This is a genomic window from Lentzea sp. JNUCC 0626, from assembly GCF_043632865.1.
Taxonomy (GTDB): Bacteria; Actinomycetota; Actinomycetes; order Mycobacteriales; family Pseudonocardiaceae; genus Lentzea.
On sequence record NZ_CP171635.1, the window covers coordinates 8,321,026 to 8,341,730 of the forward strand.

Annotated in this window: 21 protein-coding genes and 1 pseudogene; 11 read left to right on the plus strand and 11 right to left on the minus strand. The window is 68.4% G+C overall.

Translation table 11 applies throughout. The features are described from left to right. Window positions 1–30: 30 nt before the first annotated feature. Window positions 31–867, plus strand: coding sequence for an oxidoreductase (locus JNUCC0626_RS38880; RefSeq protein ID WP_394615647.1), 837 nt, complete (start codon window positions 31–33; stop codon window positions 865–867). Here the strand turns inward: JNUCC0626_RS38880 and fxsT are convergent. Next, complete coding sequence (gene fxsT / locus JNUCC0626_RS38885) at window positions 861–2,972, minus strand: FxSxx-COOH system tetratricopeptide repeat protein (RefSeq protein ID WP_394615648.1); 2,112 nt, start codon at window positions 2,970–2,972, stop codon at window positions 861–863. The two genes, JNUCC0626_RS38880 and fxsT, sit on opposite strands and share 7 nt — an antisense overlap. An 82-nt stretch (window positions 2,973–3,054) precedes the next feature. Here fxsT and JNUCC0626_RS38890 point away from each other — a divergent pair, with 82 nt between their 5' ends. Beyond that, window positions 3,055–3,642 (plus strand): cadmium resistance transporter, encoded by a 588-nt coding sequence (locus JNUCC0626_RS38890; protein ID WP_394615649.1) that lies wholly within the window; start codon window positions 3,055–3,057, stop codon window positions 3,640–3,642. 51 nt (window positions 3,643–3,693) lie between these two features. Next, complete coding sequence (locus tag JNUCC0626_RS38895) at window positions 3,694–4,041, plus strand: DUF4333 domain-containing protein (RefSeq protein WP_394615650.1); 348 nt, start codon at window positions 3,694–3,696, stop codon at window positions 4,039–4,041. Between the two features lie 40 nt (window positions 4,042–4,081). Here the strand turns inward: JNUCC0626_RS38895 and JNUCC0626_RS38900 are convergent, their stop codons facing one another. The 3 genes and pseudogenes from JNUCC0626_RS38900 to JNUCC0626_RS38910 form a co-directional block, all read right to left on the minus strand. After that, complete coding sequence (locus tag JNUCC0626_RS38900) at window positions 4,082–4,489, minus strand: arsenate reductase ArsC (RefSeq protein WP_430623487.1); 408 nt, start codon at window positions 4,487–4,489, stop codon at window positions 4,082–4,084. After that, window positions 4,486–4,959, minus strand: a pseudogene (locus JNUCC0626_RS38905) (aquaporin); the annotation flags it as partial. The gene JNUCC0626_RS38900 and the pseudogene JNUCC0626_RS38905, both read right to left, overlap by 4 nt. A gap of 46 nt (window positions 4,960–5,005) precedes the next feature. Beyond that, complete coding sequence (locus tag JNUCC0626_RS38910; RefSeq protein WP_394615651.1) at window positions 5,006–5,362, minus strand: ArsR/SmtB family transcription factor; 357 nt, start codon at window positions 5,360–5,362, stop codon at window positions 5,006–5,008. Window positions 5,363–5,440: 78 nt separating this feature from the next. Between JNUCC0626_RS38910 and arsM the strand changes: the two genes are divergently transcribed. Continuing rightward, on the plus strand, window positions 5,441–6,247 hold the full coding sequence (arsM, locus tag JNUCC0626_RS38915; protein WP_394615652.1) for an arsenite methyltransferase: 807 nt from the start codon (window positions 5,441–5,443) through the stop codon (window positions 6,245–6,247). A 245-nt stretch (window positions 6,248–6,492) separates the two neighbouring features. Here arsM and JNUCC0626_RS38920 read toward each other — a convergent pair whose 3' ends face one another. From JNUCC0626_RS38920 to sodN, 3 genes are all read right to left on the minus strand, one after another. After that, window positions 6,493–6,846: a hypothetical protein gene (locus tag JNUCC0626_RS38920; RefSeq protein ID WP_394615653.1), complete on the minus strand. Its 354-nt coding sequence runs from the start codon at window positions 6,844–6,846 to the stop codon at window positions 6,493–6,495. A 195-nt stretch (window positions 6,847–7,041) separates the two neighbouring features. Beyond that, window positions 7,042–7,311, minus strand: coding sequence for a hypothetical protein (locus JNUCC0626_RS38925; protein WP_394615654.1), 270 nt, complete (start codon window positions 7,309–7,311; stop codon window positions 7,042–7,044). 201 nt (window positions 7,312–7,512) lie between these two features. Continuing rightward, window positions 7,513–7,920 carry a superoxide dismutase, Ni gene (sodN, locus tag JNUCC0626_RS38930; RefSeq protein WP_030476597.1) on the minus strand — a complete coding sequence of 136 codons (408 nt, stop codon included), beginning with the start codon at window positions 7,918–7,920 and terminating at the stop codon, window positions 7,513–7,515. 98 nt (window positions 7,921–8,018) lie between these two features. Between sodN and JNUCC0626_RS38935 the strand changes: the two genes are divergently transcribed. Beyond that, the gene (locus JNUCC0626_RS38935) at window positions 8,019–8,300 is read left to right on the plus strand and encodes a S24 family peptidase (RefSeq protein WP_394615655.1); all 282 of its coding nucleotides are present in this window, start codon (window positions 8,019–8,021) and stop codon (window positions 8,298–8,300) included. Between the two features lie 3 nt (window positions 8,301–8,303). Here the strand turns inward: JNUCC0626_RS38935 and JNUCC0626_RS38940 are convergent, their stop codons facing one another. Next, on the minus strand, window positions 8,304–8,903 hold the full coding sequence (locus tag JNUCC0626_RS38940; protein WP_394615656.1) for a dTDP-4-dehydrorhamnose 3,5-epimerase family protein: 600 nt from the start codon (window positions 8,901–8,903) through the stop codon (window positions 8,304–8,306). Between the two features lie 335 nt (window positions 8,904–9,238). Between JNUCC0626_RS38940 and JNUCC0626_RS38945 the strand changes: the two genes are divergently transcribed. Continuing rightward, window positions 9,239–10,435, plus strand: coding sequence for an NAD(P)-dependent malic enzyme (locus JNUCC0626_RS38945; RefSeq protein WP_394615657.1), 1,197 nt, complete (start codon window positions 9,239–9,241; stop codon window positions 10,433–10,435). 225 nt (window positions 10,436–10,660) lie between these two features. Beyond that, window positions 10,661–13,840 (plus strand): bifunctional diguanylate cyclase/phosphodiesterase, encoded by a 3,180-nt coding sequence (locus JNUCC0626_RS38950; RefSeq protein ID WP_394615658.1) that lies wholly within the window; start codon window positions 10,661–10,663, stop codon window positions 13,838–13,840. Here JNUCC0626_RS38950 and JNUCC0626_RS38955 read toward each other — a convergent pair. Further along, window positions 13,802–15,352 carry a bis-aminopropyl spermidine synthase family protein gene (locus JNUCC0626_RS38955; RefSeq protein WP_394615659.1) on the minus strand — a complete coding sequence of 517 codons (1,551 nt, stop codon included), beginning with the start codon at window positions 15,350–15,352 and terminating at the stop codon, window positions 13,802–13,804. The genes JNUCC0626_RS38950 and JNUCC0626_RS38955 overlap by 39 nt on opposite strands. A 133-nt stretch (window positions 15,353–15,485) precedes the next feature. On the opposite strand from JNUCC0626_RS38955, the gene JNUCC0626_RS38960 reads away from it, so the two are divergent. From JNUCC0626_RS38960 to JNUCC0626_RS38975, 4 genes are read left to right on the plus strand one after another with little or no spacing between them, the layout of a single operon-like run. Then, window positions 15,486–16,568: an ABC transporter ATP-binding protein gene (locus JNUCC0626_RS38960; protein WP_394615660.1), complete on the plus strand. Its 1,083-nt coding sequence runs from the start codon at window positions 15,486–15,488 to the stop codon at window positions 16,566–16,568. Continuing rightward, window positions 16,565–17,203 (plus strand): ABC transporter permease, encoded by a 639-nt coding sequence (locus JNUCC0626_RS38965; protein ID WP_394615661.1) that lies wholly within the window; start codon window positions 16,565–16,567, stop codon window positions 17,201–17,203. Before JNUCC0626_RS38960 ends, JNUCC0626_RS38965 begins: the two co-directional genes overlap by 4 nt. A 7-nt stretch (window positions 17,204–17,210) precedes the next feature. Next, window positions 17,211–17,876: an ABC transporter permease gene (locus tag JNUCC0626_RS38970; protein WP_394615662.1), complete on the plus strand. Its 666-nt coding sequence runs from the start codon at window positions 17,211–17,213 to the stop codon at window positions 17,874–17,876. Further along, complete coding sequence (locus tag JNUCC0626_RS38975; protein WP_394615663.1) at window positions 17,873–18,772, plus strand: glycine betaine ABC transporter substrate-binding protein; 900 nt, start codon at window positions 17,873–17,875, stop codon at window positions 18,770–18,772. Before JNUCC0626_RS38970 ends, JNUCC0626_RS38975 begins: the two co-directional genes overlap by 4 nt. Window positions 18,773–18,817: 45 nt before the next feature. Here JNUCC0626_RS38975 and JNUCC0626_RS38980 read toward each other — a convergent pair whose 3' ends face one another. Together JNUCC0626_RS38980 and JNUCC0626_RS38985 are read right to left on the minus strand one after the other, a co-directional pair. Beyond that, the gene (locus JNUCC0626_RS38980) at window positions 18,818–19,834 is read right to left on the minus strand and encodes a GNAT family N-acetyltransferase (protein WP_394615664.1); all 1,017 of its coding nucleotides are present in this window, start codon (window positions 19,832–19,834) and stop codon (window positions 18,818–18,820) included. A 5-nt stretch (window positions 19,835–19,839) separates the two neighbouring features. Continuing rightward, complete coding sequence (locus tag JNUCC0626_RS38985; RefSeq protein WP_394615665.1) at window positions 19,840–20,685, minus strand: haloalkane dehalogenase; 846 nt, start codon at window positions 20,683–20,685, stop codon at window positions 19,840–19,842. Window positions 20,686–20,705: the final 20 nt, after the last annotated feature.

A 20,705-nucleotide genomic window follows, 5' to 3' on the forward strand; every position in this document is an offset into this window, starting at 1 on the left:
TCAACAACGTCGCTTTGCAGGGAGAACATCGTGTCTGTTTGGTTCGTCACCGGCGCTTCCCGCGGCCTGGGCCTGGAAATCGCGAAGGCCGCTCTTGCCGCGGGCCACTCGGTGGTCGCCACGGCCCGCGACCCGCAGTCGATCGAAAAGGCCCTCCCGGACTTCTCCGATCGCCTGCTCGCGCTACCTCTGGACGTCACGTCCGAGAGCGCCGCTCTTGACGCGGTGCAGGCCGCCGTGGCCCGCTTCGGCACCATCGACGTCCTCGTGAACAACGCGGGCCGCGGCTTGGTCGGCGCCATCGAGGAGACGAGCGACGCCGAGGCCCGCGCGGTCTTCGACATCAACGTCTTCGGCCTCCTGACCGTCCTGCGCGCCGTCACTCCGGTGCTGCGCGCGGCCCGTTCCGGCCGAATCCTCAACATCAGCTCGACCGGCGGCGTGGTCGCATGGGCAGGCTGGGGCGTCTACAGCGCCACGAAGTTCGCGCTGGAGGGCATCACCGAGGCCCTGCGCCTGGAACTGGAGCCCTTGGGCATCCAGGTCACCTCGGTGCAGCCGGGCCCACTGCGCACCGACTTCCTCGCGTCGTCGTCGCTGGGGCAGGTGTCGCGCGTCATCGACGACTACGCCACCACCGGCGGCGCCTCGCGTGAGTGGGCCGCGTCTTCGCACGGTCAGCAGGAAGGCGACCCGGTGAAGGCCGCTCTCGCGATCCTGACCATCGCTGCTGCTGACGAGATGCCCGCCAGGCTGCCTTTGGGCTCGTCGACGCTGGGTGACATCCGCACGAAGCTCACGACCGTGGGCGACGAGTTGGAGAAGTGGCAGGAACTCTCCCGTTCAACCGACGTGGCGACCTACTGAGCCTCTCGGATTCTCCGAGCCCGTTCCCGAAGGCGTTCGGCTTCGTCGGGTTGGCCGAGGTCTTGCAGCAGCAGGGCGAGGTTGTTCAGACGCAGAGCTATCAGAGGGTGGTTGGGGCCGCGAGTTGCCTCGTCGATGGTGAGCGCGCGTTCGATCAGGAGTTTGGCTTCGTCGGGTTGGCCGAGGTCTTTCAGTACCAGGGCGAGGTTGTTCGCACGGATTGCGATGTCAGGGTGGTCGGGGCCGTAAGTGGTTTCGTCGATGGTGAGGGCGCGTTCGAGCAGGAGTTTGGCTTCTTCGGATTGGTCGAGGTCTCGCAGTACCAGGGCGAGGTTGTTCAGATCGGTGGCGACTTCAGGGTGGTCGGGGCCGTAGGCGGCTTCGTCGATGGTGAGGGCGCGTTCGAGTAGCGGTTTGGCTTCGTCGGGTCTGCCGAGGTCTTTCAGTACCAGGGCGAGGTTGTTCAAACCGGTGGCGACATCAGGGTGGTCGGGGCTGTAAGTGGTTTCGTCGATGGTGAGGGCGCGTTCGAGCAGGAGTTTGGCCTCGTCGAATTGGCCGAGGTCCTGCAACGCCAGGCCTAGGTAGGTCAGGCTCGCGGCGACTCCACCGTGACTGGGGCCGTGTGTGGCTTCGTCGAGGGCCAGGGCGCGTTCAGCCAGCAACCGTGCCTGATCAGCAAGGCCGATGGCTTGGAGGTATCCACTGGCGTAGTTGAGCAGCGCTGCGGCTGTGACGGGGACGAGTTCGGGGGTCGCTCGGTGGTCAAGGGCTGCCAGTACATGCGGCAGGAGTTGTTGCCATTGGGGCCATGCTCTCGGATCGCTGTACGCGCCCGCAGGCAGGTGTGCGCGCAGCAGATCGAGCGTCCAAGCCAACGGGTGGTGTTCGCTGTCGGCAATGGCATGCTCGCGCACGGCGAGCTGCACCAGGCGATGCACGGTGATGGTGTTCTCGTCGCGTTTGACCAGGGAGTAGTCGACCAGGACCCCGACGACGTGGCTGAACATGCCAGCGTCTGCCGCACCCGTCGCAAGCGGCGCGGGCAGTTCCTCGCTATTGGCGGTGAACAGCTCCATCGGCACCGCTTCAGGAGCGAGATAGGAACAGATCGCCAGCAGTTGCGCGGCTTGCGGGTAGTGCTCGTCCAGGCGGCGAAGGCTCAACGACCAGAGCGTGCGCAGCGATCGGTCCTGGCTGCGCCGCTGACCGTCCTCGCCCTTGTCGGCGAGGCCGTCCGGACTGGTCCGCAACAGGTGCAGGTACTCGTCCGCGGGTATCTGGGACTGGGCGAGGTAGGCCGCTGCCTGCTCCAGTCCCAGCGGCAGGTCGCCGAGCAACTCGGCCAGTTCGTCGGCCTGGTCGGCGGTCAGCGCCGGTGATCGCACCGCCAGCAGGGCGATGGACTCGGCACGGGTCATCGTGTCCAGGTCCAGCACTCCGCCGAGTGCGCCGAAGCCTGCGCGCCGGGTCGTGACCAGCACCTTGCCCGTGCCCGACGACGGCAGGTACGGGTGCAGGTCCGCCGCGGACTCCGCGTTGTCGAACACCAGCAGCCACCCCCGCAGACCACGCAGGTGCGACAACACGACCCGAGCCGCGTCGGCCACGTCCGTCGGCAGGTCCAGGCCCAGCGCACGCCCCAGGTCCCGCAGCTGTTCGGGGATCAGGGCCGGGTTCTCCGCCGCGACCCACCAGACCGCGTCCAGGCGGGTGCAGTGCTGGTGGCAGAACTCCAGCGCCAGCTGGGTCTTGCCGACGCCACCCATCCCGCGCACGGCCTGCACGGCCACCCGTGAGCGCGTCTTCAGCAACCGGCGCAGGTCGCTCAGGTCGTGGTCGCGGCCGGTGAAGTTGGGGTTCCGGCTGGGCACGTTCCACGCCCTGGCCCGAATCTTGGCGGCAGGTTCGGGTTTCTCGCCGGCGAACACGAACTGGGCGACGATGCCGGCCAGCACCAGCACGAGGAGCACCAGCCACGGTCGTGCCGGGTCGGCCTTGAACCACCCCGGGATCTCGTCCGAGGCGAAGTTCGTCACCAAGCCGACTGCCGCGGCCAGGACCGCGATGATGACGCCGTTGACGATCCGGCGACGGGGAGTCATACGACATCAATCGATCCGAGGCCCTGTCCTGTTGCGTTTCAACCCAAAATGAACGGCGATCGCCGCCCTGAAGGATGAACAAGTGAACCTCGGCACCATCGGCCAGGCGGTAGGCCTGTTCGCCGTCACCAACATCGACGACATCGTGATCCTGGCCCTCTTCTTCGCCCAGGGCTCAGGCCAACGCCACACCACCCGCACCATCACCCTGGGCCAGTACCTGGGCTTCGCGGGCATCCTCGGCGCCGCGGTGGCAGCCGCGTTCGGCGCCACCTTCCTGCCGGAGCAAGCGATCCCGTATCTGGGCCTGCTGCCCCTCGCCCTCGGCATCAAGGCCGCCGTCAGCGCGTGGCAGCACCGCAACGACCCCGTCGAGCAACAGACAGCGAGCCCGACGATCCTCGCGGTCGCCGCCGTCACGTTCGCCAACGGCGGCGACAACATCGGCGTCTACGTGCCCGTGTTCGCGACCTCAGGTGTGAGTGGCATGGCGGTCTACGTGGCCGTGTTCCTTCTGCTGGTCGCGTTGTGGGTGGCCATGGGCCGCTACTTCGCCACGCGCCCGGCAATCGCGCGCGTGCTGTCGAAGTGGGGCCACGTCGTGCTGCCGGTGGTGTTGATCGGCATCGGCGTGCTGATCCTCGTCGAGGGCGGCGCATTCGGCCTCTAGCAAGCCGATTGCCCTCCGGCGGCGGACCCGATCGGCTAAGAAATGCCCGTGATGAGTCGGAGCGCACAGTTCGCGCTAGCCGCGTCTGCCGTGGTGGTCGCCGTTTGTGCCGTCCTGCTGACGGCGAAGGTCCTGTTGTTCACCGAGGCACCGGTCGCGGCGCGGCAGGAGATGACGTTCAACAGCGCCGAACTCGCCAAACGGGTGCAGCGGACGCTGGGCGAACGGGGCGACCTGCCGGGGTCGAGCAGTGAGATGAGCTGCCCCGAGCACGTGGCGATCAGGGCGGGCAACGCGTTCGGATGCTCGGTCCTGCACAACGAGAAGCTCAAGAACGTGCGGGTCGTGGTGACTGACGCGGAGGCGGGGGCGATCCAGATCGGGAAACTGGAGGGCTAGCCCGGTCGCATGGCTTGCGGAATCAGGCTTAGCGCTCGCTTCACGCCGAGGTGGGCGCGATCTCCTCGATGAGGCTGCGCACACGACGTTCGATCTCGTCGCGGATCGGCCGGATCTGCTCGACACCTTGCCCGGCGGGATCTTCCAGCACCCAGTCGAGGTAGCGCTTGCCGGGGAAGAAGGGGCAGGCGTCGCCGCAGCCCATGGTGATCACGACGTCCGAGGCCTGCACCGCGTCGGTGGTCAGCACCTTCGGCGACTCGTGGGAGATGTCGATCCCGACTTCCTTCATTGCCTGCACGACGTGGGCGTTCACCCTGTCGGCCGGGGCCGAGCCCGCAGAGCGCACCTCGACACGGTCCTCGGCGAGGTGGGTCAGGAAGGCGGCGGCCATCTGGGAACGGCCGGCGTTGTGCACGCAGACGAACAGCACGGACGGACGGCTCACGGCTTTGGCTCCTTGGAGCGTGACGGGGCTGGACTGCTGAAGACGACGGCGACGAGGACCAGGCCCACGACTCCACCGAGTAGTTGAGCAGCGATGAACGGTGCGACCGACGAGGGTCCCGCCGTGGCCACCACCTCACCGACGAGCAGATTCGAGGCGTCCCGTTGGTGGGGCGACCAGGCGACGAGCGGTTCGGCGAACGTCGCGTTGGCCACGACCGCGCCACCGATCGCACCGGCCGTCTGCGCCCCGATGTAGGCGCCGACCTCCTTGAGCGGCGGACGGTTCACGAACCAGGAGGCGAGCGTGGCCACGGGGTTGAAGTGTGCCCCCGACACCGGTCCGAACAACGCGATCAGCACGCCGAGGCTGAGCACGGTGGCGATCGAGTTGGCGAGCAGCCGCACGCCGACGTCTTGCGACAGTTCCGCGGCTTGAATCCCGGAGCCGACGACCACCGCCACGAGCGCGGCAGTGCCGAGCGCTCAGCAGTCGCCCAGCGTCTGAGCGTGCCGGTCATGCGTTCACGGAGGTGCGCAGGAACCCGGCGAGCCGGTCGAGCGTGGCGGGCAGTGCCCAGTAGTAGACCCAGGTTCCGCGTCGTTCGCAGTCCACGAGTCCGGCTTGCCGCAGCAGCTTGAGGTGGTGCGAGATCGTCGGCTGCGCCAAGTCGAAGGCCGGCGTCAGCTCGCAGACGCAGACCTCGCCACCCTCGCGAGACGCGATCATCGACAGCAACCGCAGCCGCACCGGGTCGCCCAGAGCCTTGAAGACGGCGGCCAGCTCGACGGCCTGTTCGGCGTCCAGCGGCGCAGCGCTCACGGTGCTGCAACAGCCGTCCGTCTTCACGATCTCCAGCTCTTGATTCGACACTCTTCTATCTTGACGTTCTTCGAATCAAGGCGCAAGGTTGCATCGACTGATATCGATACAACGATTTGAGGGGCAGAGATGAGCGAGTCGTCCGCAGACCTGCGCGAGGTCGTGCGCCAGCGCTACGCCGCAGCAGCCGTGAAAGTGACTGACGGCGACACGGCGTGTTGTGGACCCCAGCCCATCGAGACCGACGAGAACTTCGGCTCGACCCTCTACGCCGCAGACGACCGCGAAGCCCTGCCGGCCGAAGCCGTCGCCGCCTCACTCGGGTGCGGCAACCCGACCGCCGTCGCCGATCTGAACGAGGGCGAGCGGGTCTTGGACCTGGGTTCCGGGGGCGGGATCGACGTCCTGCTGTCCGCGCGGCGAGTCGGCCCAACCGGCAAGGCCTACGGCCTGGACATGACCGAGGAGATGTTGGCCCTGGCGTTGGCCAACACGGCGAGGGCTGGAGCGACGAACGTCGAGTTCCTCAAGGGCAACATCGAGGCGATTCCGTTGCCCGCCAACACGATCGACGTCGTGATCTCCAACTGTGTGATCAACCTGTCTACCGACAAGCCCGCCGTGTTCGCCGAAACGTTCCGCGTCCTCAAGCCTGGTGGCCGTATCGGCGTCTCCGATGTCGTGTCGAACGACGACCTCACGACCGAGCAGAGGGCCGAGCGCGGTAGCTACGTCGGCTGCATCGCCGGGGCACTGTCGTTCACCGAGTACCGGGACGGCCTCGAAGCCGCGGGCTTCACCGACGTAGAGATCACCTCGACCCATGAGGTCGCCGACGGGATGCACTCCGCGATCGTCCGAGCGGTCAAGCCGGCCGATGTTCCTGTTGGCGCGGTTACCTTGCCGTTGGCCGACTCTTCCTCGGGCTGCTGTTAGGCCCTGTCGCGGCGGTCGTGTTCAGAGTTTCTCTTCTTCATCAAGGCGGCCCCTGCGGGGCCGCTCGGCCGCACTGTGCTGATCCCGTCCGGCAGGGGCTTCACGGCCCCGTCCCTTTGTCGCTCGGGCAAGCGGGCGGCGCGGCCTTCGGCCACCCACCCGCGCCCGGCGACGGGAGGCAGGGCCTACCCCGACCGGACGGGATAGCGGCCGAGCAGCCCCACAGGAACCGCAGGGAGTAAGACTTAGCCGCTGGGCGTCGGAGCGCTGGAAGGTGCCACGGATGAGATCGTGGCTGTCGCTGGGGCAGGAGTCGTCACCGTGATGAGCACGGGGTCCGCTTCTCGGGAAAAGTCGCCGATCAGTGCGATCAGTGCGATTGCTGCCGCCACAACTGCGAGGCCGACGCTTGCGTTCGTCATGCGCCTGGCGGCACGAGCTTCCTTCAGGGCGGCTTCGGTGCTTTCCAGTAGCGCGTGATGCATCAGTTCATCTCGCAGGAGCCCGAGGCCCGTGGTGGTGTGCGCCGCTACTCGATCATGCTCTGCAATCAGCTCTTCCCTGGACAGGGACTGAAGCTGGGCCCAGGTCTTCGTCACCCGCCATGCCTCTCTGGTGATCGTCTTCTGCGGTCCCGAACGGGACGTCACTCACCCCTGTAATGACACAGGTGGGATTCCTGCTGCAGTTGGAACGAGCGCGCGGTGGTCGGCTGGTCATGGCGCTCGGCTGCCGCGCCTATGGATAGCTCAACGCCTTGGCGGCGTTGACCAGCCCACAGGCTCGCCAACGATTCAACGTTGCTTCAGCGCGTCGCGGGCTGCTTCGAGGAGTCCGGCGAGGGTCAGGAGCGCGTAGTGGTTGAGGTGGAACAGATGCCGCATCAGGTCCGGCGCCGCAGGGCCGTCGACACGCACGCATTCGCCGTTCGGCAAGCGGTTGTCAACGATCGCCGGGCTGCCGTCGACCTCACCGACACCGAACCGCGTGGAGGTGTTGGCCAGCCTGCGCAGAAGGTCCACCTGGGTGTCGAAATGCGCTGCTTGCTGCCATGTCATCCGCACTCGGACACTCATCGCGCACGTGTTCGAATGAGCGTCAAGCTTCATTCATGCGCGAACCGACTCGACGGCCCGCCTGGGCATCATCCAAAGTGGACTGACTTGGGCCGTCCTCGGGCCGTGAAACAACCCCGAGAGACGACAAACGACGCTGACCGACGAAAGAGGTTTTCGCTGGTCAGCGTCGTTCTCAGGGCTTGGCGATCAGCCCTGCTTGGTCTCCCAGAAGATCTTGTCGATCTGGGCGATCAGGTCGAGCAGGGCCTGGCCGCTGGCCGGGTCCATCGAACCCTTGGTGCCCGACGCACCCGCGGCCTTGGTGGCGCGGTTGAACAGGTCGTGCAGTTCGGGGTACTTCTCGAAGTGCGGCGGCTTGAAGTAGTCCGTCCACAGCACCCACAGGTGGTGCTTGACGAGCTCGCTGCGCTGCTCCTTGATCAGGACGGCGCGCTCCCGGAACTCCGGGTCCTCGTTGGCCTGGTACTTCTCCTGGACCGCCTTGACGGACTCGGCCTCGATGCGGGCCTGCGCCGGGTCGTAGACGCCGCAGGGCAGGTCGCAGTGCGCGGTGGCTTCGACGCGCGGGCGGAGAATGCGCGACACGAGTCGCATCGTTCCTCCCAGAATGAGAAAAGACAGTGGATGCTCCGACAGGTAGGACCCTACTCCGGCTGATCGAAGGGTGATCGTTGAGACCGCGCCTCTCCACCGTGCTCGTCAAGGGGCCGTCGATGGTTCCCGCACTCCACGACGACGACATCGTGCTGGTCAGGTGGGGTGCGACACCCAAAGCGGGGCAGATCGTGATGGTCAGGTGGGCAAGTCGGCCGGGTCAACTGTCGGTCAAGCGCGCCTCCCACGAAGTGGACGGCGGGTGGCACGTGGTGGGAGACAACCCGTTCGCGAGCACCGACTCCGAGCACCTCGGACCCGCTGAGGTGCTCGGAGTGGTCAAAGCTCGACTATGGCCGAGACCTACGCTCCGGCCGTGAATCTCACGCCTTGAGCGAGGCGTACAGCGCGAGGCAGTCCTCGTAGCGGGGCAGGACACCGGCCTCGTAGGCCTCGGCCAAGGTCGGCGCGGCCGTGTCCTTCTCGGACAGCTTGAACTCGAGCTCGCGCGGCCACGGCAGGTCCAAGGCCGGGTCGAGCGGGGTGAGGCCGTGTTCGCCGGTCGGGTTGTAGGGCGTGGAACAGAGGTAGTTCATCGTCGTGTCGTCCTCGAGGGCGATCATCGCGTGGCCCAGGCCCTCGGCCAGGTACACCGCGTTGCACTTCTCGGAGTTCACCAGCACGGCGTCCCACTGCCCGAAGGTGGGGGAGCCGACGCGGATGTCCACGATCACGTCGATGAACGAGCCGCGCGGGCAGAAGACGTACTTCGCCTGCGACGGCGGGACGTCCGCGTAGTGGATGCCCCGGATCGTCCCCGCGCGGGACACGGAGTGGTTCGTCTGGGCGACCCGAAGCGGGTGCCCGACCGCCTCGACGAAGGCGGCCTCCTGGTACGGCGAGACGAACACGCCGCGGTCGTCGGGAAATGATCGGGGAGTGAACTCGAACGCGCCGTCAATTTTCAGCGAACTCGCCTGCATGCCGTCACTCTAAGGCGTCAATCTTTCTTGACCGATCGGGTGCTTCCTGCCAGCGGAAACTGACCGGTCGGTCCAGAAAACCGGACGGACGTCTTGCTACATGCCCTCTGACCTGCGGAAAAAGTGTGATCCCCGCCGCAGACAGCGACGCGGGACCCTGCCACACTTCCCGTCACCCGCAGCACTCGGGCGGTTCTCCGACGCAACTCGTCGGAGGGCACGACCGAGTTTCCAGGCCCCGTGTACCCGGCGTGACAACGCTGGGCCGGTGCGCCGTTTGGTGATGAGCCCGACTTAAAGGGCCACTACGCCGCCCGCACCGCAGGAGGGACGCCGTGACAGCAGTGAACGAAGCCCGTATCGAGAACTCCGATCCGACGCAGTTGACGGACGAGGAGATCTTCAACGCGCACCTGGGCGGGAAGCTCGAGGTCGGCGCGACCGCCTCGCTCGCTGACCCGAAGGCGCTGTCCATCGCGTACACCCCTGGTGTCGCACGAGTGAGCAAGGCCATCGCGCAGGACGCCTCCCTGGCCGCGAAGTACACGTGGGCGCACCGCCTGGTCGTCGTCGTCAGCGACGGCACCGCGGTGCTCGGTCTCGGCGACATCGGCCCGAGCGCGTCGCTGCCCGTCATGGAGGGCAAGTCCGCGCTGTTCAAGACGTTCGGCGGCCTCGACTCCATCCCGCTCGTGCTCAACACGACGGACGTGGACGAGATCGTCGAGACGCTGGTGCGGCTGCGCCCGTCGTTCGGCGCGGTCAACCTCGAGGACGTCTCCGCGCCGCGCTGCTTCGAACTGGAGCAGAAGCTGATCGAGGCGCTCGACTGCCCCGTCATGCACGACGACCAGCACGGCACCGCCGTCGTGTCGCTGGCGGCGCTCAACGGCGCGAACACCGTCCTGAGCAAGAACATCGGCGACCAGCGGGTGGTCATCTCCGGTGCGGGTGCCGCGGGCATCGCGATCGCCAAGATCCTCATCGCGGCCGGCGCCGGTGACATCACGCTGCTCGACTCGCGCGGCATCGTCCGCACGGGCCGCGCCGGTCTCAACCCGGTCAAGGAAGAGATCGCGGCGGTCACGAACAAGAGCAACCTCGACGGTGGCATCGACGTCGCCCTGCGCGGCGCCGACGTGTTCATCGGGGTGTCGTCCTCCAAGGTCTCCGAGGACCTCATCGCGAGCATGGCGAACGACTCGATCGTGTTCGCGCTGTCGAACCCGGACCCCGAGGTGCACCCGGACGTCGCCGCCCGGCACGCCGCGATCGTGGCCACCGGCCGCAGCGACTTCCCGAACCAGATCAACAACGTGCTCGCGTTCCCCGGCATTTTCCGCGGGGCTCTCGACGCGGGTGCGCGACGGATCACCGAAGGCATGAAACTCGCGGCCGCCGACGCAATTCTGGCCGTCGCGAAAGATGATTTGGGCCCAGACCGAATTGTGCCCTCGGCACTCGACCCGAGGGTCGGACCCGAGGTCGCAGCGGCTGTGGCCGTCGCCGCGAAGGCAGACGGAGTCGCCTGATCACACGCCTGTATTCGCCACTCATTTGCATCTTCATGGGAACCGGAACCACGAACGTGGCTTTTCGTTAACCCGTGCAGGGGTGGGCGATGACGCTCTGAAGCGCTACCGTCCCTCTCCTCGGGTGTTCACCCGAGGAGAGGGTTCGTGTTTGCCGCCGTTCGGGTGCCGTTGTCGTGCCCACCCGAATTGCCGCGGGCGGTGGATGCGGGAGAGGGTGGGTCGGTGCCCAAGTGGGTGGGACGCGCGACGGTGGTGAACGGCCGTGCACGGGCGGCTGCGCCGGCGAACGGGAAACCTCCGATGACGTTGGACGGGCTGACTCTGCCCGACGCGCCGTCGTTGCTCGTCGACGGCAAGGGCGTCGTCATGCAGGCCAACCCGGCCGCCGTGGAGCTCGCGGGCGCGCAGGGAGCCGACGACCTCGTCGGGCACCCGCTCGGTGAGCTGCTCCTCGGCAACACCTCCGACCTGCGACTGCTGCGCGCGGACAGCTCCGAGCTGCCGGTGCGCGTCGCCCGGCACGCCGTACCGGGAACGGGCCTGCAGGCCGTTCTGCTGATCGACGTCTCCGACCTCGCGACCGCCGCAGACGCGTTGCGCGACGAACAGCGCCGCCTGCGCAAGGTGCAGCGCGTCGCCGAGCTGGGCTCCTGGGAGTTCGATCCCGGCACGGGCCTGACCGTCTGGTCGGACACGCACTACGAACTGCTCGGCCTCGAACGCGGCACGGTCGTGCCCGGCGCGCAGGCCGTCCTCGACGTCGTGCACCCGACCGACTACCACATGGTCGAGACGTACTGGCACGGCCGCGAGATCACCGGCGACCCGATAGACATCGAGTACCGGATCATCCGCCCCGACGGCCAGCTGCGGTGGATCCGCGGCGTCGCGGAGGCGAAGCTCGACGACGCGGGCGCGCTGGACAAGATCACCGGCTACATCCGCGACATCACCGAGGCGAAGCGCGCCGCCACAGAGCTCGCCCAGGAACGGGCGCGGCTGCTGGAGGCGCAGCGCATCGCCCGCATCGGCAGCTGGGCGTACGAGACCGGCACCCGCGCCGTGCACCGCAGCGAAGTGCTGATGGAGATGTTCGCCGAGCTCGGCATGACGCCGGACGACGACCTGCTGAGCGGCGTGCACCCGGAGGACCGCGAGGCCGTGAAGGCGTTGCGGCACTCCCTGCTGCACGCGAGCGACGGCGAACCGGTCGAGATCGAGGTCCGCAGCGAGGTCGGCGAACGCGTCTACATGTGCCGTGCCCGCGCGGAGTTCGCGTCGTCCGGCAGCATCGAGCGCTACCACGGCACCATCCAGGACGTCACCGAAGCGCGTGCCCTCGAACGCCAGATGCGCGAGGACCGCCGCAGACTGGCCGACGCCCAGCAGGCCGCCCGCCTCGGCATGTGGGAGTGGAACCCCGGCACCGGCGTGGTCGTCTGGTCCGACATGCTGCGCGACCTCTACGGCATCCCCGCCGAGGTGGCGGGCAGCTACCAGTACTACCTCGACCTCGTGCACCCCGAGGACCGCTCGTGGGTCGACGACCTGTGGCGCCAGCTCTCCGTCGACGAGATCGCGGTCCAGTGCGAGCACCGCGTCGTGCGCCCGACCGACGGCGCGACCCGCATCTTCCGGTGCCACGGCATGATCGTGCACGACCCGCGCGGCAAGCAGCTCGCCGTCGGCACCGCCCAGGACGTCACCGAACAGCGCGCCGCCGAAGCCCGCATGAAGCGGTCGTCGCAGCGCTTCACCGACCTCGTGTCCGTGACGCCCGTGGGCATCGGCCTGTTCGACGAGGGCGAGCGCCTGGTCGACGCCAACGACGCGTTGTGCGACCTGCTCGGCATGGAACTGGAACAGCTGCGCGGCATGACCGCCGAACAGCTCACCCACCCCGAGGACACCTCGCCGGGCCTGCAGTGGGCCGCCGAACGCACGCAGAAGATCCCGCAGCGCATCCTGGTCCGCCCGGACGGCGAGAAGGTCTACTGCGAGCTCCACATCGCCCTGTCCGTCCAGGACGACGGCCGCCGCTTCTGGCTGATCGTCTTCCTGGACATCACCGAACGCCGCCGCGCCGCCGAGGCGTTGCGCCACCAGGCCACCCACGACGAACTCACCGGCCTGCCGAACCGCGCGCTGGTGAAGGAGATCCTCGGCAAGGCCCTGGACGGCCCCGGCCGCTCCAAGGTCGCCGTGCTGTTCTGCGACATCGACAACTTCAAGCGCGTCAACGACTCCCTCGGTCACGACGCCGGCGACGAGCTGCTCGTCGCTCTGGCTCGCCGGCTCGAAGGCGGCCTGCCCGACGGCTGCACCGCCGCCCGCCTGTCCGGCGACGAGTACGTGATCATCTCCGAGGACATCGACTCCGTCGGCGGCGTGGACGCGCTGGCGACGCGGGTCGCTTCGTTGCTGCGCACCGCCGTTCCCGTGCACGGCCAGCTGGTCCGCGTCTCGGCGTCGATCGGTGCCGCCGTGCCCAACGGTTCGCGCGCCAACGGTGCCGACCTGCTGCGGTTCGCGGACGCCGCGATGTTCGAGGCGAAGCGAGCCGGTGCCGGTCGCGTGTCCCTGGCTTCGGCCGCGCTGATCGCCTCCGCCGACCGTCAGGTGCACCTCGAAGGCCAGCTGCGCGACGCGTTGCAGCACGACGGTCTTGCGTTGCACTACCAGCCCGTCGTCGGCGTCGACGGCTCCGTGCTGACCGCCGAGGCTCTGGTGCGGTGGCCGCATCCTGATCGTGGGCTCTTGCCGCCGGACGTGTTCCTGCCCGTCGCCGAACAGGGCGACCTGATGCGCGAACTCGACCGCTGGGTGCTGCGCACGGCGTTGCGCGAGGCCGCGACCTGGCCCGCGCCCGACGGCCGCCCGGTGTCCGTGGCGGTGAACCTGGCGGGCCTCGTCCCGGGCGATCCGGAGTTCGTGGACATCGTCTCGACCGCGATCATGGAGTCCGGCGTCCCGTGGGAACGCGTGGTGCTCGAGCTGGTCGAGACGGCCTTCGTCGACCTGCCTTCGCGCGTCCGCCAGTCGATGGACGAACTGGTGAAGCGCGGCGTGCAGTTCGCCGTCGACGACTTCGGCACCGGCTACTCGTCGCTGGCCCGCCTGAAGGACCTGCCGGCCCAGATCATCAAGGTGGACCGCCGCTTCGTTTCGGGCGTGGGCAACGACTCCTCGGACTTCGCCGTGGCCCGCGCCGTGGTGGACATGGCGCGGGCGATGGGGCGCAAGTGCGTGGCGGAGGGCGTGGAGACCGCGACCCAGTTCCACGTGCTGCGGGGCGTCGGGGTGGACGCCTACCAGGGGTGGCTGTTCTCGCGTCCGGTGCCGCCCAAGGAGTTCCGCGCCGTGCTAGCCCTCGGTCCGCTCCACATACCCCGCGCTGGCTGAGACCTCCGGCAGCAACGCCGCGATCCGGTGCTTCGGCAGGTCGATCAGCCGAAGCTCCAGGTCCTCCTGCTCCACCGGAGCGTTGTCGATGATCTCGGCCGCCTGCTTCTTCGTCAGCACGCCCTGGGAAGCCGTGATCAACGCCTCCCGCCACACGTTGCGCAGCTTGCCGTGCGCCTTCATCAGCACCTCGCGCACGGCCCGCTCGCCCAGCGACAGCGTCCCGGTCAGGACCTGATCGGCGACGACGATCGTCGTCTTGCCATCTGGGTTGTTGCGCAGGAATTTCAACTTGAACCGCGTCGCGACGAGTTCCTGCAGTTCCTTCTGCCCCGCCTCCGACGACACGGCGGGGTGGTTGTTCGGCACCAGGCACGCCAGCCGGGCGGGTGACGACGCGAGCAGCGTGCGCAGCAGCCACGGGCCGGGGTCCGCGGACAGGTCGACGGCGAGCGAGGCGGCTCCCTTGCCGACGGGCTCGGCCCAGCCGGCGGCACGGGGCTTCGGCGGCGGCGAGGACTCGGGGCGCGGGGCCAGGTCGGACAAAGCGGCCAAAGCCTCGGACGAAGGCCCGGACGACTCGACGGACTGCGCGCCGTGCGTGTAGATGCGGGTGCCGCCGGACACCGCGCGGCGGCCGGTCGGGCGGCACACGTAGAGGTCCGCAGCGGAGCCGATGGCCTGGGCGCCGTCGAAGCGGTGGAACGCCGGGATGATCGCCTCGAAGACCAGGCCGAGCTTCTGGAGCTCCTGCTGCACCTTCAGGCCCAGCGCGGGGGTGCGGTCGGAGAATCCGTACGCGAGCAGCAGGCGGCCCGAAGCGATGTCCTCCAGGGCCTCGATGCCGCGGCCGGCGAACAGACCCATGCCCTCGGGCGTGTAGGGCGGGTCGCTGAAGATCAGGTCGGCCGACTCGAGAACGGCCTGCGGCAGCCCGAAACGCATGTCGCAGTGCAACGTCCGGATGTTCAAACCCCGTGCCGCCGCGCGCGAGTCGATGAACTCCAGCAGCCGCTCGTCCAGGTCCACGACGGTGATCGACACGTGCGGGTTGACCGCCGCGACCGCCAGCGACGTCAGGTCGTGGTCGCCCAGGCACAGCAGGCGCTTGCCCGACAGGTCGTAGACGGAATCCAGCCACACGGCGCGGTTGAGAGCGGTCTCAGCGGTGGCCTGCACGTGGTCCAACGAGGACAACGGCGGCGGCACGTCCGCGATGTCCACGAGGATCTGGCGCAGCACGTCGGTGTGGTCGCGCACACCGGAAACACCGAACTCCGCGCGGTAGGCGGGCACCAGGCCGGGTGCGATGCGGTAACGATCGCCTGAAGATTCGGCGTCGTCCCCCAGGGCCTTCAGCAGGTCCTGCACGGTGCGGCGGGGTACCGCGGGCAGGCGCACCAGTTCGGCCAGCGGGTGCCAGTCCTCGCTGAGCAGGGACAACACCTCGCGGAGCTTGCGGGCGTGCACGCCGCGTTCCGTCACCAACTGGCGAACCTGGTCGATCGTCACAAGCGGTAAACCATACGGCCTGTCACATCGTGGAACGCTGTGCCGGGGTACGCCGAACGAGTTAAGGTCTTTGGGATCTGCATCCAGGGCGGTCCGAATCGGGGAGACCGTCACGACCGGAGGGATCCGAAGGGTGATCGAGTTCCGGGCCGTAACCAAGCGGTTCGAGGACGGGACCATCGCTGTCGACGAGCTCGACCTCGCGGTCGAGGCGGGCACCATCACGGTGTTCGTCGGTCCTTCCGGCTGTGGCAAGACGACGTCGCTGCGCATGGTCAACCGCATGATCGACCCCACCTCGGGCACGATCCTGGTGGACGGCAAGGACGTCCTCACCGTCGATCCGCCCACGTTGCGGCGCGGCATCGGCTACGTGATCCAGCAGGCGGGGTTGTTCCCGCACCGGACCGTGCTGGACAACATCGCGACCGTTCCTCTTCTGTCCGGTTGGGACAAACGCAAGGCGCGCACGCGGGCCGCTGAACTGCTGGAGATCGTCGGGCTCGACGCGAACTTCGGCAAGCGGTACCCGGCGCAGCTCTCCGGTGGGCAGCAGCAACGCGTCGGTGTCGCTCGCGCGCTCGCGGCCGACCCGCCCGTGCTGCTGATGGACGAACCGTTCAGCGCCGTCGACCCGGTGGTGCGCGAGGACCTGCAGAACGAACTCCTTCGCCTGCAAGCGGAACTCGACAAGACGATCGTGTTCGTCACGCACGACATCGACGAGGCGCTCAAGCTCGGCGAACGCGTCGCGGTGTTCCAGAAGGGCGGGCACCTCGCGCAGTACGCGAAGCCGCAGGAGCTGCTGAGCGCGCCCGCCAACGACTTCGTGGCCTCGTTCGTCGGCAGGGACCGCGGCTACCGGACTCTCACCTTCCTCCACGCGGAAGTGCCCGTTCACCCCGTCACGACGGCGAAGTTGGGCGAGCGGATCACCGTCACGGACTGGACGCTGGTCGTCGACGAGCAGAACCGGCCCAAGGGCTGGCTGTCCGGTGTGGACGGTGAGGTCGAGGTGAACGAGCAGGACCTCGTCTCGGGCGGATCGCTCTACGACGGCAGCAGTCTCAGGGGCGCGCTCGACGCGGCGCTGAGCTCGCCGTCCGCGCTCGGTGTGGTGGTCGACGACGCAGGTGCGGTGAGCGGCGTGGTCAAGGCCGACGACGTGATCCAGGCGCTCGCGAAGGCCCGCGCGGCGGGTGAGGTCCCGAGGTGACCTGGATCTTCGACAACTGGGAGAGGTTCTGGGAGGTCACCGCGGTGCACCTCCGGCTCTCCGTGCTGCCGGTGCTGATCGGGTTCGTGCTCGCCATCCCGCTCGGGTGGTGGGCGAGCCGGTCGCAGACGGCGCGCACGGTGCTCTTCCCGTTCGCCAACATCCTCTTCACGATCCCGTCCATCGCGCTCATCGTGATCACGCCGGTGATCATCGGGGTGAAGATCCTCGACGAGATCAACGTCATCGTGCCGCTGACCGTCTACACGGTCGCGCTGATGATCAGGTCCATCGCGGACGCGCTCGCCGCGGTGCCCGGCAACGTGATCGCCGCCGCGAACGCGATGGGCTACCGGCCGTTCCGGCGCTTCCTCACCGTCGACTTCCCGCTGGCGCTGCCGGTCACGCTCGCGGGCCTGCGGGTCGCGACCGTGTCGAACATCAGCATGGTGAGCGTCGGCGCGCTCGTCGGGCTCGGCGGCTACGGCCAGCTCTTCACCGAGGGCTACCAGACCGACAACAGCCCGAAGGTTCTCGCGGGTCTCATCGGGACGGTCGTGCTGGCGGTCCTCGCGGACGGTCTGCTGTTGCTGATCGGACGGCTGCTCACGCCGTGGGCACGGGTGGGGAGGTGAGCTGACGATGGGTGGCTGGCTCTTCGATCCCGCGCACTGGTCCGGCACGTCCGGGATTCCGCTGCGGTTGCTGGAACATCTCGGCTACACGCTGCTGACGCTGGTCATCGCGGCGATCATCGCGGTTCCGCTCGGCGCGTACGTCGGGCACACCGGCAAGGGCGGGTTCGTGATCGTCGGACTCTCCAACGCGCTGCGGGCGCTGCCGACCACGGCGGTGCTGATCCTCGTCGTGCTGTGGGCGGGCCTCGGCGACTTCCCGGTGTACGTGGCGTTGGTGCTGCTGGCGATCCCGCCGATCATGGCCGGCACCTACGCCGGCGTTCGCGCGGTGGACCCGTCCGCCGTCGACGCCGCCCGGGGTGTGGGCATGCGCGAGTCGGGCGTGCTGCTGCAGGTGGAGATCCCGAACGCGCTTCCGTTGATCTACGGCGGTTTCCGCGGTGCCGCGCTGCAGGTGGTCGCCACGGCCACCATCGCGGCGTACACCGGCGCCGGTGGACTGGGCAGGTTCGTCTTCGACGGCCTCGCTCTGCAGGATTTCGGTCAGATGCTCGCCGGCGCGGTGCTCGTGGCACTGCTCGCCGTTCTCGTCGACCTGGGTTTCGCCGGCCTGCAACGGCTGACGGTGTCGCCCGGGCTGCGTCCAGTGGGAACCGGAGGAACGAAATGAAGCGCATCGCGACAGCCGTCGCTGCGGTCATGCTGTTGTCGGCGTGCGGTGGAGATCCGCTGACCGGCGGGGCGAACAACGAGCCGGCCCCGACGGACACCATCGTCGTGGGCTCCGGCAACTTCCCGGAGTCCCGCCTGCTCGCGGAGATCTACGCGGAAGCGTTGACGGCCAAGGGAGTCAAGGTCTCCAAGAAGCTGAACATCGGCAACCGGGAGCTGTACTACAAGGGCGTCCAGGACGGCTCGATCGACCTGATCCCCGAGTACACCGGCGTGCTGCTCAAGTACATCAACAAGGAAGCGCAGGAAGTCGGCTCGGACGAGGTGTACGCGGCGCTGCAGAAGGCGTTGCCCAAGAACCTCATCGTGCTCGAGAAGTCCTCGGCCGAGGACAAGGACGCGGTCGTCGTCACCAAGCAGATCGCCGCGCAGTACAGCCTCAAGTCGATCGACGACCTCGTGCCGTACTGCAAGGACCTCGTGTTCGGCGGCCCGACCGAGTTCCAGAACCGGGCGGACGGCCTGCCCGGCCTGAAGGCCAAGTACAACTGCGAGTTCAAGGAGTTCAAGGCCCTCGACGTCGGCGGCCCGCTGACCGTCGCCGGCCTCAAGGACAACACGGTGCAGGCGGCCGACCTGTTCACGACGGACGCGGCCATCAAGGCCAACGAGTTCGTGGTGCTGGAAGACCCGAAGAACGTGTTCGCCGCGCAGAACGTGCTGCCGCTGATCAACGAGAAGAAGGCGTCGCAGCAGGTCCGCGACACCCTCAACTCGATCTCGAAGAAGCTCGACACCAAGCAGCTGCTGGAGCTCAACCAGAAGCTGTCGTCGCCGGACAAGCCGGAGCCGGAGAAGGTCGCCAAGGAGTGGCTGGCCTCCGCGGGCATCTGACCCGGACGACGCGGACGCACCAACCGAACCGCCGGTCAGTGGGCATCACGCCCGCTGGCCGGCGGTTTTCGCGCGCAGGTCCGCCACCGAGGCGCGGACGGAGTTGATGTCGCTGATCGTCGTGAAGCCGATCGAGTGGTTGATCCTCGCCATGTGGACGTTCCCGGACCCGGTGCCGGTGACGATCTCGGTGAGCCGCGGCCGGTCAGCGGCGAGCCAGCGCAGCATGTGGGCCTTCACACAGCGGCCGAGGCCGAGCCCTCGGTGGGCCGGCAGGACCGTGGTGTCCCGTTGGAACCCCCGGTGCGGGCGTTCGTCGTGCAGCTCCAGTTCGGTCAGGCCCACCACGGCGCCGTCCGCCTCCCGGACGGCGACCACGACCCGTTGTTCGGCGCCGCGAGCGAGGTAGTCCTCCTCGGCCGCGCGCACCTCGGTGGACGTCCACGTCGGCATCGAGACGTGCTGGTCGCCCACGGGTGCGTCCTGGATCGCGTTGCGGGCGGCGGCGTAGGACTCGAGCAGGTCCTCCGGGACCCGGCTGATCCACCGCTCGAGCCGGTGGCCCGGCGGGACCGGGACGTCCCAGAGCCCGCGGTCCACCTCGGTGAGCGTCAGCTTCTGCACGATCATGGAGTGGAAGGTGTGGAAGCCCAGGCCGGCGAGCCACCCGGCCCCGGCGCCACCGCGGGTGACCTGCCAGCCCTCGACCTGAGTGCGGCCGCGGGCCTCCAGATCGGGGAGCAGCGCCCGCACCAGCGCGGTGCCGATGCCGCGGCGCCGCGCTCGCGGGTGCACCACGACCTCGGCCAGGGCGAGGTCCTCCCAGTCCGCGTAGTTCACGCCGGCGAACGCCACGAGCTCACCGTCCAGCCGCGCCGCCCAGTGGTGCGTCGGCCCGAGGCCCTGGAACGGTGTGCGCAGCCGGAACTCGATCTCCTCCAACGTCGGCGGCGTCCAGAGCGGGCGGTCGTCGGCGTACCGGCCGAGCGTGACCTCGTGATAGGCGCGGACCTCGGCGGCAGATGCCCGTGCGGGATCGAACTTCTCGGCCGTAACCCCCATGCACGCTATGCAACCAGAGCGCTGCTCTCCGCCCAACTGCGTATCGCGGCGGCGATCTCCTTCGGCTTGTCCTCCGGCGCGTGGTGCCCGGCCTCGCCCAGCGCCACCACGTCGAGCGCCGCGACGTTCTCGGTGCACCAGGCCGCCAGCGCGGGCGTGATGGCGAGCGTCGGCGACCCCTCGAACGTCAGCAGCAGCTTCGGCACGTCCGCGGACGAAGCCAGCCACGCGCCGTAAGCCTCCATTCGCCCGATGAGCGCGGGCGGGTCGCCGTCGACCGGGAGCTGCCGGATCCAGGCCAGCACCGGACGTCGACTCTCCCGGTCGGGGAACGGTGCGAGGTACGTGGCCATGTCCTCGTCCGAGACCGGTGTCCGCACGCCGCCGGTGAACGCCTGCCGCACGACGGTGTCCTGGTCCAGCACCAGTTCCTCGCCGATCGGCGAACGCAGCCGGCGCGTCCGTTCCCGTGCGGCGGGCTGGAGTTCCTCGCTGCGCAACGGTTTCAGCATCGTCTCGAAGAACGCGATGCCGGCTACGCGGGACGGGTGGCGGGCCGCCCAGTCGAACGCCAGCGCGCCGCCCCAGTCGTGGCCGACCAGCACGACCCGGTCCAGGCCGAGCGCGTCGAACCACGCGTCGAGGTAGCGGGCGTGGTCGTCGAACGAGTAGTCGATCGCGGGCTTGCCGGACCGGCCCATCCCGATCAGGTCGGGGGCGAGGCCGCCCAGCTCGGGTAAGACGTTGCGCCAGATGTGCGACGAGGCGGGATTGCCGTGCAGGAACACGAACGGCGCGGAGCCGTGCTGCTCGTAGTGCACGGTCGAATCGAGGACGGGGACGACGGGCATCGGGGTGCTCCTCAGCGAAA